This is a genomic window from Shewanella atlantica, assembly GCF_003966265.1.
Classification (GTDB): domain Bacteria; phylum Pseudomonadota; class Gammaproteobacteria; order Enterobacterales; family Shewanellaceae; genus Shewanella; species Shewanella atlantica.
The window spans coordinates 41,047-57,180 of record NZ_RXNV01000001.1 but is presented as its reverse complement, the minus strand read 5'-3'; the positions used below and the strand labels follow the sequence as shown (position 1 = coordinate 57,180).

Annotated in this window: 11 protein-coding genes and 2 pseudogenes; all 13 read left to right on the top strand. The window is 47.8% G+C overall.

Features of this window, described 5'->3' with window-relative positions:
* The 13 genes and pseudogenes from zipA (at position 1) to EKG39_RS00190 (ending at position 15,955) form a co-directional block, all read left to right on the top strand.
* Positions 1-1,014, top strand: coding sequence for a cell division protein ZipA (zipA, locus tag EKG39_RS00250; RefSeq protein WP_126503123.1), 1,014 nt, complete (start codon positions 1-3; stop codon positions 1,012-1,014).
* A gap of 89 nt (positions 1,015-1,103) precedes the next feature.
* Positions 1,104-3,116, top strand: coding sequence for an NAD-dependent DNA ligase LigA (ligA, locus tag EKG39_RS00245; RefSeq protein ID WP_126503121.1), 2,013 nt, complete (start codon positions 1,104-1,106; stop codon positions 3,114-3,116).
* A gap of 260 nt (positions 3,117-3,376) precedes the next feature.
* Positions 3,377-3,862 (top strand): DUF2919 domain-containing protein, encoded by a 486-nt coding sequence (locus EKG39_RS00240; RefSeq protein ID WP_126503119.1) that lies wholly within the window; start codon positions 3,377-3,379, stop codon positions 3,860-3,862.
* A 698-nt stretch (positions 3,863-4,560) separates the two neighbouring features.
* Positions 4,561-5,769 carry an HD-GYP domain-containing protein gene (locus EKG39_RS00235; RefSeq protein WP_126503117.1) on the top strand — a complete coding sequence of 403 codons (1,209 nt, stop codon included), beginning with the start codon at positions 4,561-4,563 and terminating at the stop codon, positions 5,767-5,769.
* Between the two features lie 63 nt (positions 5,770-5,832).
* A complete protein-coding gene (locus EKG39_RS00230) occupies positions 5,833-6,705 on the top strand; it encodes a Rossmann-fold NAD(P)-binding domain-containing protein (protein WP_126503115.1) in 873 nt (290 codons plus the stop codon).
* Positions 6,706-6,803: 98 nt separating this feature from the next.
* A complete protein-coding gene (locus EKG39_RS00225) occupies positions 6,804-7,382 on the top strand; it encodes a thiol:disulfide interchange protein DsbA/DsbL (RefSeq protein ID WP_246028407.1) in 579 nt (192 codons plus the stop codon).
* A 271-nt stretch (positions 7,383-7,653) separates the two neighbouring features.
* A complete protein-coding gene (locus EKG39_RS00220; protein ID WP_126504675.1) occupies positions 7,654-8,082 on the top strand; it encodes a Mor transcription activator family protein in 429 nt (142 codons plus the stop codon).
* 686 nt (positions 8,083-8,768) lie between these two features.
* Positions 8,769-9,035: a DUF4212 domain-containing protein gene (locus tag EKG39_RS00215; protein WP_012142092.1), complete on the top strand. Its 267-nt coding sequence runs from the start codon at positions 8,769-8,771 to the stop codon at positions 9,033-9,035.
* A gap of 27 nt (positions 9,036-9,062) precedes the next feature.
* Positions 9,063-10,781 carry a sodium:solute symporter family protein gene (locus tag EKG39_RS00210; RefSeq protein WP_126503111.1) on the top strand — a complete coding sequence of 573 codons (1,719 nt, stop codon included), beginning with the start codon at positions 9,063-9,065 and terminating at the stop codon, positions 10,779-10,781.
* 100 nt (positions 10,782-10,881) lie between these two features.
* Positions 10,882-11,139: pseudogene (locus EKG39_RS00205) on the top strand (cation acetate symporter); the annotation flags it as partial.
* Positions 11,140-11,239: 100 nt separating this feature from the next.
* Positions 11,240-11,497: pseudogene (locus EKG39_RS00200) on the top strand (cation acetate symporter); the annotation flags it as partial.
* A 199-nt stretch (positions 11,498-11,696) separates the two neighbouring features.
* The gene (locus EKG39_RS00195) at positions 11,697-15,122 is read left to right on the top strand and encodes a DNRLRE domain-containing protein (RefSeq protein ID WP_126503109.1); all 3,426 of its coding nucleotides are present in this window, start codon (positions 11,697-11,699) and stop codon (positions 15,120-15,122) included.
* Positions 15,123-15,124: 2 nt separating this feature from the next.
* Positions 15,125-15,955, top strand: a complete 831-nt coding sequence (locus EKG39_RS00190) for a tetratricopeptide repeat protein (protein WP_126503107.1) — start codon at positions 15,125-15,127, stop codon at positions 15,953-15,955.
* Positions 15,956-16,134 lie beyond the last annotated feature (179 nt).

The following is a 16,134-nucleotide window of genomic DNA, read 5'->3' as shown; positions in this document are numbered from 1 at the left end:
ATGGAAAATTTGCAACTGGTATTGTTTGTGTTAGGTGCGATTGCAATTATCGCGGTACTTGTGCATGGTTTTTGGTCCATTAGAAAACAACAACCTAAATCATTAAAAGAGAGCCCCATGACGGGCTTCTATAAAGATCAGGCTGCGACTCGAGACTCCCAGGGATTCGATGCCGACGGTATTGGCCAGGTGAGAGTAAGAAAAGGGTCTCCCATTTCTGATGACGAACGCGATGAAGATGAAATCGCTTTTGCGCCGAAAGAGCCGACTCTGACTTCTGAGGAAGTGATGGAGAGCCCTGTTCGTGAAGATGAGGTTGTTGCTGAGACCAGTGATGATTTTTCTCTGTCTGATCAGCCTAAACAGAGAGTGTCTCGTCAGAGACAGGAACCTGTGTTGTCTGCCGACGTGCAGCAAGAGGAGATCAATCAGATGGAGTTGGGACTGGGGCAACAAGCTGCGCCCAGCCAAAGTTCATTGTTTGAGGCCAGTGTTCCTGAGTCAGAGCCTTCTCCTGAGCCTGCAATTAAAGTAGCAGAACCTGTGTCAGAGTCTATCTCAGAGCCTGAGGTTATTGCCCAAGAGCCTGAAACCTTGCCCGAGCCACAAGATGTACTGGTATTACACGTGGTCGCGGCCGAAGGCGAAGAGCTTAATGGTGCAGAACTGCTGCCCTCTCTATTGTCTCTTAACTTTAAGTTTGGTGATATGAGTATCTTCCATCGTCATGAAGATAATGCCGGTACCGGCAAGACACTATTTTCATTGGCAAATATGGTTAAACCCGGTGTGTTTAACCTTGATGATATGGAACAGTTCACAACCGAAGGCGTCGTATTATTTATGACTCTGCCTTGTCATGGAGATCCCTTGATGAATTTCTCTATCATGTTGAATTCTGCTCACCAATTGGCCGATGACCTGGGTGGTCAGCTTCTCGATGGTGGTCGTGTTGCCTGGTGTGAAAACACTAAACAAAACTATCTGCAGCGTATTCGCACACAGAATTCTTAACCGCCGATTTTATTAGGCAATAAAATTAAAGACCTATTTATAAAAGGCCGCCTTCGCGGCCTTTCTCATGTTTATTCGGATATAACAAGATGCACGCTATTCAAGAAGAGATTAAACAACTGACCTCAGTGCTCAATGAGCACAACTACCGCTACTATGTCGATGATGCACCCAGTGTACCGGATGCTGAATACGATCGTTTAATCAACCGATTAAAGCAGCTTGAAGCAGAAAACCCTGAGCTTTGTCTGCCGGACTCACCGACACAGAGAGTCGGCGGCGTGGCGTTAGCTAAGTTTGATCAGATAACTCACCTTAAACCTATGCTGAGTCTGGATAACGTCTTCAGCGAAGATGAGTTTGATGCCTTCTATAAACGTATCAGCGATAAGACCAGTGAAACGCCGACGTTTTGCTGTGAGCCTAAACTCGATGGTTTAGCGGTGAGTATTCTCTATCGTGACGGCGTCTATGAGCGTGCTGCGACCCGAGGCGATGGTAGTGTCGGTGAAGATATTACCGAAAACGTGCGTACCATCCGCTCTATTCCGCTTAAGTTACGTGGCAGCAACTTCCCACCTCTGCTCGAAGTCAGAGGCGAAGTGATCATGCCGAAAAAGGCCTTTGACTCACTCAACGACAGAGCCAGAGCTAAGGGTGAGAAGCTATTTGTTAACCCGCGTAATGCCGCCGCCGGTAGCCTGCGTCAGCTGGACAGTAAGATAGCTGCCAGCCGTGCACTTGGCTTCTATGCCTACGCTCTGGGCGTTGTCGAACCCGAGAGCTGGCCATTAGGCAAAGGGCATTATGAGCAGTTGATGCAGCTTAAGTCCTGGGGTTTCCCGGTGAGCAGCGAAGTTAAACAGTGCGGTGATGTCAAAACTGTACTCGATTATTATGCCGATATTCTCGAGCGCCGTGATGCGCTGGAATATGAAATTGACGGTGTGGTGATTAAGGTCGATAGCATTGAGCATCAGCTGCAGTTGGGCTTCGTGGCGAAAGCGCCCAGATGGGCAACGGCATTTAAGTTCCCGGCGCAGGAGGAGATGACCCTGCTCGAAGGCGTCGATTTTCAGGTTGGACGAACCGGCGCGGTGACACCCGTAGCCAGGCTCAAACCTGTGTTTGTCGGTGGCGTGACTGTGTCAAATGCGACGCTGCATAATGCCGATGAGATTGCCAGACTCGGTGTGAAAGTAGGCGATACCGTGATAGTCCGACGCGCCGGAGATGTGATCCCTCAAATTGTGGCTATCGTGGCCGAGAAGCGTCCGGACAGCGCAAGTGATATCCTGTTTCCTCAGACCTGCCCTGTGTGTGACAGCATGGTTGAACGCACCGAGGGAGAAGCTGTCGCTAGATGTACCGGCGGTCTGTTCTGTGAGGCGCAACGTAAAGAAGCCATTAAACATTTTGCATCCCGTAAGGCCCTCAACATCGATGGCATGGGTGATAAAGTGGTTGAACAGCTTATCGATAAAGAGCTGGTGGCGAGTCCTGCCGATCTCTTCAGATTAACCGCCTCTGCGATGACCATGCTAGACAGAATGGGCATGAAGTCTGCCACTAAACTTGTCGCTGCTATCGAAGACGCTAAGCAAACCACATTTGCCCGGTTCCTGTATGGCTTGGGGATCCGAGAAGTGGGTGAAGCGACAGCGGCCAACCTGGCTAACTATTTTAAAAACCTTGATAAGTTAAAGTCTGCCGATGCACAAGAGTTTATAAAGGTGGATGACGTCGGGGCGATTGTTGCCCAGCACCTGACCTACTTTTTTGCCCAGCCTCACAACCTCGAGGTGGTAGATAACCTGATCCAAGCGGGGGTTAACTGGCCGGAGATCGAAGAGGTGTCTGAGGACGCGCTCTCTCTGAAGGGGCAGACCTGGGTATTGACCGGTACCTTAACTAAGCTAAATCGTAACGATGCTAAAGCTCAGTTACAGGCCCTGGGTGCTAAAGTTGCCGGTAGTGTCTCTAAGAATACCGATTGCTTAGTGGCGGGAGAGGCGGCAGGCTCTAAATTGACTAAGGCTCAGGATCTGGGCGTTAAGGTACTCGATGAAGATGGTCTGTTAGCCGTGTTGAGTGGCGAATAGTACCTTAGGTGTGAGTCCTGAAGTATAAGTCCTAAGATGTAAGTAAAGTAAGTCGGGATGCCGATTAATGTCATCCCGATGCATTGTTTCAATTGATAAAGGCGGAAACCGAGCGCTTAAAACAGTTTGAATTAGCACCAGAGTAAACAAGGAATGTTAGTCGGAAAGGCCCCATCAATTTACCAAGTTTGAATATTAGCATTGAATTATCTTTTTATGGCTCCATATCACTGTGTAGAAAGGTAATTTAAGGCAACTTCGTGAATTTTAGCAATATCACCTGGCTCGATGACAAAGGGCATATCAAACCTCCCCTCTATCTTTACCTGATATTGGTCTACCTTGCGCGTGGCTGGTGTATCTTCATCGCGTCATTGACGCAATCCAGCGATCGCGCCGCACTGGTAGCGTTGTTTTACCCTCAAAAAAGTGATTTCATCATGGCTTTGGTAGCCGGGTTTGGTGCCTTACTGGTTTATGGCGTTGTCATTGCCGAGCGTAAACGCTCCCCGCTCTGGTTGAGGCCGTTGTTCGGGCAGTTGAAATGGGTGCTGTTGCTCTTGTTAGCTATCGATGCAGGTTTATTAATTGAGCGAACGATTAATTCCCACTACCTCTATAACTGGAGCATGGGCTTAGATGCGCTACTGCTTTTCTGGAGTTTGATCTATCTGTTCAAGTCGAAAAGGCTGAGTTATTACTTCGCCGATTGGCCCAGAGAGGAGGGGTTTCCGGGTAAGGTTTAACGCTTTTAATGCGGCTTAGGTGGGTTTAGTGAATGTCTGTCAGCGGAAGGTGAGATAAAAAAGGCGCTGCAAAATGCAGCGCCAAAGAATCATGTAATACAGACAACGAACTTGTATCTCGATCCAGGATTTCAATCAAAATTATTAAATTAAACACCTGACTTTAGCGGTAGGTGGCCTTTTTAATAATAAAGGACAATTGACAGCAACACTCTTCAAAGAGGCATCGACGGGGTGCAATGCCTCATCAAAGAACAAGTTAACTATATATGTGTGGTATATTGTATTCAATATCTATTTCTGGGTAATCGCCACTTTTCCTCTTTCGAGTTGGAATAACATATATCTGTATTCAACCTGTTTTCACTAATATTCTTGCTGTTAGCTGGAAGTCTTGAGCTTTCCCGTCAGCAGTGAAAATACATCAGTCTCACAAAATCATAACAATCAGTGCTCTCTTGATCGCTACAATGGACTATTTTTAGGGTATAGCTGGGGCTATTTAGGCAGGAAAAGCGGTTATTTGTAATAAAATTGATATTTTTTACTTAAGATTTTTTGCTAATGCTCTATAGTTATGTCATTAACTTCAGTAGGTTTTCACAAACGATACTGTTCGTAACCTCATACTGAGACAGAAATAGGGAACGATATCCTGATTAATTCGGGATTTCAGATGCAGGAAAGGAGTTGCATTGGTGGCTAAAGCCGAGCAGATACATTTACCCTTAGATAAGCTACAGATCGGGATCACAGTCAAATTACCCCTCTCTTGGAAGAATCATCCTTTCCTGTTTAACCGTGTCGAAATTAAAGAAGAAGCGCAAATTGAGCTAATCAAGAGTTTAGGTGTCCCCTATGTGATCTTGCTTTCGGGCGAAGATTTGGTTGTTCTCGATGATGAGGAAAAGGCCGAAGTCGAAGTTGTCGAAGAGGTTAAGCCTGAAGTCGATCATAAGATGCTGGTTAGAAAGTCATTAAGGCTCAGCCAGCAGAGGTTTATTAAATGTGTCAACGAGAGCCGCTCATCATTTAGCAAGATTGCGAGTGATCCTGAAGGCGCCTATCGGAACTCGGCTGCTCTGGTTGAAGATCTGCTCGAACACATGCATGACGTCGAAACGCCGTTTCTTGCCTTGGTGAGCGCCGGAGAGACAGATGCGAGCATTACCCAACATGGGATCTCGGTAGCGGTTGTTGCCCTGATGATAGCCAAGGCGATGGAGCTTACTAAGTCGGATATGAGAGATATCGCCCTAGGCTGCCTCTATCATGATATCGGTAAGCTTAGGGTACCGGATATTATTCGCCGCAAGAAGGGGCCATTGACCGAACATGAAGCTAACTTCATGAAACAACACCCCAACTTTGGCTACGATATGCTCCATAAGACGGGCCTGTATCCTGAGATGGTGTTAAATATTATTCTGCACCATCATGAGTTTATCGACGGAACCGGATTCCCCGATGGTTTGAAGGGCAATAAAATTCCCATCGTGACTCAGATAGTCAGTCTGGCCAACGACTATGACAGGCAGCTTTGGACCGATGAGCTGCGCTCTCCACAGGTCGCCTTGGGTTACCTGTTCAAGAACAGGGCTGGTAAGCACGCTGAATCACTGATTTCCGTTCTGGTTAAGATTTTAGGTATCTATCCGCCGGGGACAATCGTAGAGCTTTCTGATCAGACCGTAGGTAAGGTCATGATGACCACTAAAGAGGTTAAACAGCCTCAAGTGTGGGCCTGTAATGCCGATGGCAGCGAGCCGGCGCTGCGTTTTCTTAACCAGGAGGGCGTATTCGTTGAGAAGGTATTAAAGCTTGAAGAGCTATCGGAGGGGGCAATGAGGGCTCTGCAGGCCGATATGGGCATAAGTTTCTATTTCAGCGGCGTGCCGAAAGAGTGAAGATTTTCGTCTTTTTTTTCGTTAACATATGATCTTAAATAAAAAATTAGGAATAGAGTAACCTTGAAGATTAAATCGGTCAGTATTGTGGGTTGTGGATGGTTTGGATTACCGCTGGCAAAGGCATTAATTAAACAGGGTTATATCGTTAGCGGTAGTAAGCGCTCAATGGAAGCGGCTGCAGCGTTAAATCATGATGGTATTTCAGGCTTTGGCCTGGATCTCGATAAGCAGCAATTCAATGGGTGTGTGATTGGAGAGTCTGAGCCTGGGTTCGATGAGTCGACATTAGCTATGCTGCATCAAGGGCTTCATACCGATGCCATCATTATCAATATTCCCCCAGCAATTGTAAAATCTCCCGGTGCTTACCTGAAACGTTTGAGCTTCCTCAAAAGGCTGATGGCTCAGCATGAATACATGAGGCTCATCTTTGTCAGCACTACCGGGGTCTATCCTTCGTCGGAATGCCCCGTGACAGAAAGCGATGCCGCGCCGCATTCGCCATCGAGCGAGGTGTTGCTCGCAGCTGAGAAGTTGTTTAGCGAGTGTGATAACGCCTGTATTATTCGTTTTGCCGGTTTAGTGGGGCCGGGGAGGCATCCGGGACGCTTCTTAGCAGGAAAAGAGAATTTACCGGGCCGGGAGTCACCGGTTAACTTGGTGCATTTAGACGATTGCATCGGCGCCGTGGCTTGTCTGTTATCGGGCAAGGCGTTATCTCCCAGTTATAATATTTGTGCTAATCAACACCCGACCCGGGAAGCCTTCTATTCGACGGCGGCCAAAGACTTATCTCTCGAGGCGCCGACATTCAGCGATGAGTCCCAAATCGGGCAGGTAGGTAAGTGCATCGACGGCACTAAAATTTCTAAAGAATTAGGCTTTCAATATCGCTATAACGACCCTATAGCTATGCTTTGTGAATGTAACTAACCTGAACTCAGGTATTAACTCAGGTTTTAACTTAGGAAGAGACGATGAATTTTTTAAAGTGGCCTTTAACCACATTACTGCTTTTCGTTGCAGCCAATATGATGATGTTCAACAAGGTAGAGGCTCAGGGCTTTGTCGAAGGAGTCGACTATGTGCAAATAAGAGGGATCCCCGAGGCTAAGTCTCCTATCGTCAGGGAGTTTTTCTCCTATAACTGCGGTCATTGCTATCGCCAGGATCCACTGTTCGAAAAAACGGTTGAGCTCCTCGGTGACAAGGTGGAGTTTAGCAGAACGCCCATCGGCGCCGGCCGCCCTAGTTGGATCTTAAGTCAGGAAGCATACTACCTGGCTCAAAAGTTTAAAATAACGCCCCAGGTCCATGGCAATATTTTTAAACGTATCCATGAGAAGGAGGGGGCATTTACCCGTCCCGAGCAATTAAGAGATTACTTTGTGCAGCAAGGCGTCAGTCCCGACAAGGTAGAGAAAGCGATGAGTTCGGCTGATGCCAGCCTTGCCCTCTCTAATTACGACACTCAGGCTCAGCTGGCCGGAATTCGTGGTGTACCATCCTTGCTGGTTAATGGTCGGTACCTGATAAAGTCTAAGCAACGTACGGCGGAGGAGTTGGCCGAACTGGTGAGCTACCTGTCGTCGCTGGAAGACAAAGAGTAAGCTTCTCTGCTCTACCTATCGACTGACTTTAAAGAGTAAAGCCCGCATTTTTGCGGGCATTTTTTTAGCTATTTTTCAGGCCTGATACCTGCTCGGCATGAGAGTATCTGCGTTACTTGAAAGCGTGAAAACTGGCAGAAAGGTGTGCAGGTTCAGCGTCTAAAAGACCGCGGACAATCTATATATGTACAGCCTGATCAACTAGCCAGCCATAACGAGATTGTTGAGCTATATTTAACTCAAGCCAACGGAGGGCTATCTTGTGAATAAGATGATGCATGAAGAGCAAACGGATTTAATTCATAGCAGTACTTTTGAGCTGGAACAAGTATTGGAAACCCTGCAAACACTCAAACCCGATGAGCGTTCCGATTTTATCAAGCGCTGGCCACCGTCCCTACAAAGCCTATGTGAGCTGATGCGAGTAACCTTAGAGGGACAAAAGGTACGCAATGCTCTGGCCATCAGCGAAGCCTTAGCCACCACATTAAGCATTTACCTTGGTGACCGTGTTCTCTATATCCCCAACGGCGAACACCTCAAAGACGTCCTGCGTGATATCCGTATCTGGCGCGAGTTTGAAGGTGATAATCTGGAGCAGTTATCTCGTGAATATGGGCTTACCGAGCGAAGAGTCAACCAGATCATTGCCGAACAGCGAGCCGCGTTTGTGGCGAGAAAGCAGCGACGGTTAATTTGATATAGCGCAAAATGGACAAAGATTTAAACAGGGTCAGCGAACTGACCGTACCTTAACCGAGTCGGGTACGCTGGCCGACAGGCTAGACTAAAACTCACCAAGATAAGCTCACCAAGATAAGCTCATTATGAATAGCCTCGAATTTGGAAGCAATGAAGAGTATGCCGCCATGCAGCACCAAGACTACCTGCCAGACCCGTTTTAGGGGATGCTCCGTTCGAACGAGTGGTGAGCATCGATATACTGTGTATATCTCCCCCCAAGTTTTAATGACTTTTAAAGGGGATGAATGGTCGCTAATATTTCCAATCATTATTCTCATCAATCTCAGAACCAATCTCCGAATCAATCCCGAATCTGACTTGAACTTAAGCCGTTTTAGTTACGAGTTTATTAGCCATTTCAACTCCCAATAATGTCGGTTAGTTTTCTCATTTGAGGCGGCGTGCGACAAAATGTTGTTCATTATCCTCTAATTTTCCTCCTACCTTAGTCTAAGGTCGCTGAGTACTTTTGTTGCAAGTTGACGCTGGCGTCAACTTGCAAGCTGCTGTTAATTATCGGTATTCACCCGTAAACCTAATTGGGTTGCCGCCAACGTTAGACTAAGGTCGCGATTGTTGTTGCCTCGATGCTTGGTAGATTAACTATGACTTTAATATAAAAACCAGCACAGGGGAGTCACTATGAGTTTTGAAAGTAACGAAAAGGCTGAAGGGTATTGGCGCGAGAATTTGCGTTTAGTCCTGGGGTTATTAGCAATTTGGGCTGCTGTATCATTTGGATGCGGCATCTTATTAGTCGATGTACTAAATGAAGTTCATTTCATGGGATTCAAATTAGGATTCTGGTTCGCGCAGCAGGGTGCAATGTATGTGTTCGTCGCGCTGATTTTTGTCTATGTGGCCAAGGCCAACGCATTAGACAAAAAATATGATGTTCACGAAGACTAACATTCAACCTAAGAAAGGAGCCGTGAGATGGATGTACAAACATTAACTTATTTAATCGTGGGCGTGACGTTTGCCCTATATATTGGTATCGCGATTTGGAGTAGAGCCGGATCGACGAAAGAATTTTATGTGGCAGGTGGTGGTGTTCACCCTGTGATGAACGGAATGGCGACAGCGGCAGATTGGATGTCGGCGGCGTCATTTATTTCACTGGCGGGTATCGTCTCGTTTGTTGGTTATGATGGTTCAGTTTACCTGATGGGTTGGACTGGCGGTTACGTACTATTGGCCCTTTGTATGGCGCCGTACCTGCGTAAATTTGGTAAGTTTACCGTGCCAGACTTTATCGGTGACCGTTACTACTCTCAGGCAGCCCGTACCGTGGCCGTTGTTTGTGCCATCTTCATCTGCTTTACCTATATTGCGGGTCAGATGCGTGGTGTCGGGGTTGTATTCTCAAGGTTCCTCGAAGTTGATGTAGAAACCGGTGTTTATATCGGTATGGCGGTGGTCTTCTTCTATGCCGTTCTGGGTGGAATGAAGGGCATTACCTACACCCAAGTTGCTCAATATTGTGTACTTATTTTCGCTTTCATGGTTCCTGCAATATTTATCTCTGTCATGATGACGGGTCACATACTGCCACAAGTCGGCTTCGGTGCTGAGCTTATCGATGCTGCGGGTAACGGGACAGGCGTGTATCTGCTCGACAAGTTAGATGGCCTATCGACCGAACTTGGTTTTTCACAATATACCGAAGGCTCTAAGAGCATGATTGACGTGTTCTTTATCACTGGTGCCTTGATGTTTGGTACAGCTGGTTTGCCACACGTTATCGTACGTTTCTTCACTGTGCCTAGGGTAAAAGATGCACGTGTATCTGCGGGTTGGGCACTGGTATTTATCGCTATCATGTACACCACAATTCCGGCATTAGCGGCGTTCTCTCGTGTAAATATGATTGAGACGATTAATGGTCCTGAATCAACTGGTGTTGCGTATGAAACTGCACCTGAATGGATTAAGAACTGGGAAAAGACTGGTCTGATTAAGTGGGATGATAAGAATGCCGATGGCAAGATCTATTATGCCAAAGGCGCTGAAAGTGAGATGAAGATTGACCGCGATATCATGGTATTAGCAACGCCTGAAATTGCTAACTTACCGGCTTGGGTTATCGCATTGGTCGCAGCGGGTGGTTTAGCGGCGGCACTATCAACCTCAGCGGGTCTGTTGCTGGTTATCTCAACGTCGGTCTCTCACGACCTGTTGAAGAAGAACTTAATGCCCGATATCTCAGATAAGAAAGAGTTGATGTTTGCACGTATCGCGGCAGCCTTAGGTATTGTGATGGCGGGTTACTTCGGTATTAATCCTCCAGGCTTCGTTGCGGCGGTCGTTGCGATTGCATTCGGATTAGCGGCATCGTCACTGTTCCCGGCAATCATCATGGGTATCTTCTCTAAGACGATTAACAAAGAGGGTGCTATTGCGGGTATGGTAACGGGTCTGCTGTTTACCGCTTCATATATTGTGTTCTTCAAGTTCGTGAACCCTGAAATGAATAACGCCGATAACTGGTTCTTGGGTATCTCTCCGGAAGGCATGGGTATGCTGGGTATGGTAGTTAACTTTGTTGTCGCCTTTGCGGTAAGCAAGGTCACTGCTGCGGTACCACAGAATGTTGTCGATATGGTTGAGTCGATTCGTTTCCCTAAAGGATCAGGCGAAGCGCACGATCATTAATCTTCAATTAAAAGTTTGATGTAAAGTCAGATTAAAAAGAGCGCCTCGGCGCTCTTTTTTGTTCATTGGGTTTCAGCTTCAGACTGACAAAGGGGTCAATATGGCCGGTATGGTAACGGGTCTGTTGTTTACCGCTTCATATATCGTGTTCTTCAAGTTTATTAACCCTGAAATGAACAATGCCGATAACTGGTTCTTGGGTATCTCTCCGGAGGGCATGGGTATGCTGGGTATGGTAGTTAACTTTGTTGTCGCCCTTGCGGTCAGCAAGGTCACTGCTGCGGTACCACAGAATGTTGTCGATATGGTTGAGTCGATTCGTTTCCCTAAAGGATCAGGCGAAGCGCACGATCATTAATCTTCAATTAAAAGTTTGATGTAAAGTCAGATTAAAAAGAGCGCCTCGGCGCTCTTTTTTGTTCATTGGGTTTCAGCTTCAGACTGACAAAGGGGTCAATATGGCCGGTATGGTAACGGGTCTGTTGTTTACCGCTTCATATATCGTGTTCTTCAAGTTTATTAACCCTGAAATGAACAATGCCGATAACTGGTTCTTGGGTATCTCTCCGGAGGGCATGGGTATGCTGGGTATGGTAGTTAACTTTGTTGTCGCCCTTGCGGTCAGCAAGGTCACTGCTGCGGTACCACAGAATGTTGTCGATATGGTTGAGTCGATTCGTTTCCCTAAAGGGTCAGGCGAAGCGCACGATCATTAATCTTCAATTAAAAGTTTGATGTAAAGTCAGATTAAAAAGAGTGCCTCGGCGCTCTTTTTTTGCTTCATCAGCTCCCGATACCACATCTATAAGCAGGTGCAAGCTCAGGCACGACGGGGTATTAGTGCATATACTTATCACATCGCTCATGGCTCTTGCTTGTGTTTATAGCTAAGAGCCGCAAGGTACGGTGGTGTTTATGTCTGGTTCATTTCTGTCATTCTTATCATGTAAGTCTTCGACCAACAGACTCTTTTTGAGTGGTTTACTCTGCTCTCTGCTTGTTATTGCACCATTTGAAGGGCGGGCGGAGAACCTGAGTCGTGGTCCCTATCTGCAGCTGGGCACGCAGCACAGCATGACGGTTAAGTGGCGAACCGATATATCCAGCCCATCGAATGTGATTTACGGTACTGAGCTTAATGACTTGAATGCCAGTGCGTTTGGGGCAGATGGGGTGGACCATAGTGTCCTGATATCGGGTTTACTGCCCGATACCCGTTACTATTACGCCCTGCTCGATGAGTCGGGCGGCGTTCTTGCCGGCGGCGATAGCAGCCATTTCTTCTATACCTCACCTGACATTGGTAACACGGAGCTCGCCCGGATTTGGATCATCGGTGACTCAGGCACCGCGGATAATAATGCCCGGGCCGTTCGGGATGCCTACCGGACCCGAACCGGCAGTGAGTACACAGATCTTTGGATCATGTTGGGAGACAATGCCTATTCTACCGGCACCGACAGTGAGTATCAGGCCGCTGTGTTCGAGCTTTATCCCGAGCTGTTAAAGCAATCTCCGCTCTGGGCAACATTAGGTAACCACGATGGGGCAAGCGCTGATTCAGCCTCACAAGAGGGGCCTTACTACGATATTTTTACCCTGCCGACTAACGGCGAAGCGGGAGGCGTAGCATCGGGAACCGAAGCGTATTACTCGTTCGATTATGGCCAGATCCACTTTATCTGCCTGGATTCCTACGAGACCAGCAGGGCAAGTAACGGTGCCATGTTGACCTGGCTGGTTAACGATCTTGAAGCCACCAGTCAGCCCTGGATCATCGCCTATTGGCATCACCCGCCCTACACTAAAGGCTCTCATAACTCAGATTCAGAATCTCGTTTGATAGAGATGCGTGAAAATGCGCTGCCTATCCTCGAGTCTTACGGTGTCGATCTTGTTCTGTCAGGCCACAGCCACTCCTATGAACGGTCATACCTTATCGACAGCCACTATGGCAGTTCATCGAGTTTCAGTGAGGTGATGAAACTCGATGGTGGCGATGGTAAGAAAACCGGGGATGGCAGTTATGAGAAAACGGTGCAGGTCCAGCAGGCCAATAATGGCGCCGTCTATGTGGTTGCGGGAAGTTCGGGTAAGATCTCGGGCGGAACGCTGAACCATCCGGCCATGTATGCCTCAATCAATAGGTTGGGTTCGGTCATTGTCGAGGTGATAGCCAATGAGCTTACGGCGACCTTTATCGATAACACCAATGCGGTTCAGGATGCATTTACCATCACTAAGGGCCAGGATATTCTGTCACCTGAGTTGGTATCAGTTAAGGCGACTATGGCGTCGAGCCTGACGGTCAGTTTTTCTGAGAATATCACCTTGGCGAGTGCAAACAATAGTTTGAATTACCAACTGGATAACGGCGCAGAAGTGCTCTCGGCGCAATTGAGTGCAAATCTGCGCGAAGTCACCTTAACGACCTCAGCCCTGACGGCATCTCAACTTTATACGTTGACAATCAATGGTATCGAAGATATTTCGCTTAACCTCATAGCCGCCGATACGGAGCAAACATTTACCTATATCAACCTTATGACCATAGCATTTCAAGAGGGCGTTAGTCCGGGCGCCGGTTATGCCGGTACAAGTGATGCCTATATCAGTGAGCTCAATGCCAGTACCAACTATGGGGCAAGTTCGAGTTTGTTTATCGATGGCGATGATGGCGGCGGTGTCGACCTTTCGAGTCTGCTTCGCTGGGATATCAGTCAAATCCCCGTTGATGCCATTATCGAGTCGGCGGCGATAACCTTAGATGTATTTAATCCATCGGGCAGCAGTTATGGTGTTTTTCCACTTTACTCCCCTTGGGTAGAAGATGAAGTGACCTGGCAGCAGTATCGAGCGGGCATGGCCTGGGAGTCGGCAGGTGGACAGGGCGTGAGCGATCGTGGAACGATTTCTCTCTCTGCCATTTCGCCCTCTACTGGACTATTCACGGTTGATCTCAATGAGGCAGGAATTGCTATTGTACAGTCCTGGGTTGATGGCTCGGTGAATAATAACGGCTTTATCATCGCACACTCCTCGGCTTCAGATGGTGCCGATTTTTATTCGAGTGAGTCGACAAGTTTCCACCCCGAGTTAACACTGGTTTACTCCCTGCCGGAGCCTGAGGGCGATAGCGAAGCACCGAGTCAGGTTGAAAACCTGCAAATGAGTTCAGTGACAACGGACAGTGCATCAATTAGCTGGGATGCGGCAACCGATAATGTGGCTGTGGCCGGTTATAAGGTACTTCGCGATGATGTGATGGTAGGGACACCGTTGATAACGAGTTTCGATGATGGCGGTTTAACCCCGGCAACAAGCTATACCTATAAAGTGATCGCTTTCGATGGAGCCAACAATGAATCTACGCCGACCTCCGGGTTGGATATCACCACAAACGCCATCGTCTCCTCGGTATATGTCGAGCAGATAGCCATGGTCATCGGATCTGTGAACCGAAAAAAGCTCAGGGCACAGGCAGAGGTCTCGGTCGTCGATAATATGGGCTCAGCCATTGGTAACGTAGCGGTGCAGGGAAGTTGGACAGGTATGTCGGCATTATCTGTGTCCGGCGTAACATCAAATGAGGGCAAGGTTAGCTTCAACTCAGGTAACGCAAGCAAAAACAGCAGCGGTGAATTTATCTTCACCGTTAACTCCTTGAGTCTCACTGGTTACACCTATCTCGCCAGTGACAATATTGAAACCAGTGACTGTATTCGCTCCGATGCCACGGCCTGTGATGGTCTCAGTGCACCAACGGGTGTCAGTGCCAGTTTCAATGGCAGTCAGGTTGAGCTCAACTGGACAGGTGTGGCTCACGCGATCAGCTATAACATCTACCGTTCGCTCGTATCCGGCAGCGGCTATATCCCGCTGGTTCAATCGCTCGTGACGAATTATCTCGATAGTTCGGTGGTGGCGGACACCAGTTATTACTATGTCATAACGGCCAGCGATGGTGTCGAAGAGTCATCCTTCTCACAAGAGGTCGCGGTGACGACCACCATAGCAGCGCCTGCGGTATTACAGGCCGATGATGTCTCACTCTCTCTCAAAAAGAAGGGGCGTAACTATGATATTACGGCTCAGGTATCTGTGATTGATGACTCGGGAAGCGTCGCATCTGGAGCCAAGGTGAGCGGTAACTGGGCCTTAGCCGATGGTTCGACGTCGATGGTGTCGGGGACAACGGGCGCAAACGGTTCCGTCAGTTTGAAGTTATCTAAGGTGGCGGCTCAAAGCGGCGATGTTTTCACTTTTACGGTTATCAACATCGAGCGAGCAGGCGATAGCTTCAATGATGTGATGACCTCGGGGTCGGTAACGGTGCCTTAGTCATGAAGGGACTCTATAAGGCTGTGATCTTATTGCTGACGTTGACTTGCTCCGGTTTATCTGTGGCGCACGTAGATGTAGACCTGCGTGTGCAGCACTATGATTACTTGCTCAATTCACAGACAAATGATGCGCACCTGTATCTCAAGCGGGGAGAACTTCACAGTGATAACCGGCATTGGGACTTAGCCTGGCGTGATTTTCAAACTGCCCTGAAATACACCCATGATGATAAATTACGCCTGGATATCTGGTTTTACATGGGACGCATGCGACTGCAGTCAGGTATGCCGGATGAGGCGAAAACCTTGCTCTCTAAGGTGATAAAGTTAGATCCCAGGTATAAGTCGGCCAGACTGAATCTGGCCAGAACATATAGTGCGCTGGAAGAGTACGAACAAGCCGTGGATGAGATGGATATTTTTATGAGCCTGTTAAACAGGCCCACCCCGGATCAGTTTATTGAGCGTGCGATGATGGCCAAGTCGATAGAAAGCGAGGGGATTAGCAAGGCCATTGACGGACTCAATGACGGGATAGACAGGCTGGGGCCTATGGTCAGTTTGATAGATCTCCTGGTTGACACTTATCAGGAGCTGGGCGAGACTCAGTTAGCCCTCGCGGCCATTGAACTCTTGCCTGATGATGTAGAGGCTCTGCCTCGTTGGCAGCTCAGAAAGGGAGAGATATTACATCGGCTGATGCGTTATGGTGACGCACAAACGGCATATCAAAACGGATTGAACACAATTAGTACTATGCCTGCTCATCGTCAATCTATGCCCGCCGTACAAGCATTGAAAAATCGGCTTGAGGGTAAACTGATATACTGATTTCGTCTTAGGTTGCGCTCTTTTTACCGGTAGCGACTCTCGAACCGAGCCGCATCTATATGACTAAAAAATTGTAATAAGCCAATGCGGAAAGGTTGTATCAAGGGAAGGTTAAATCGAAAAAACGTTATTGTTAAACCGCTTAAACGAGCACTTTGAGTCGGAGCGGATATAATAAA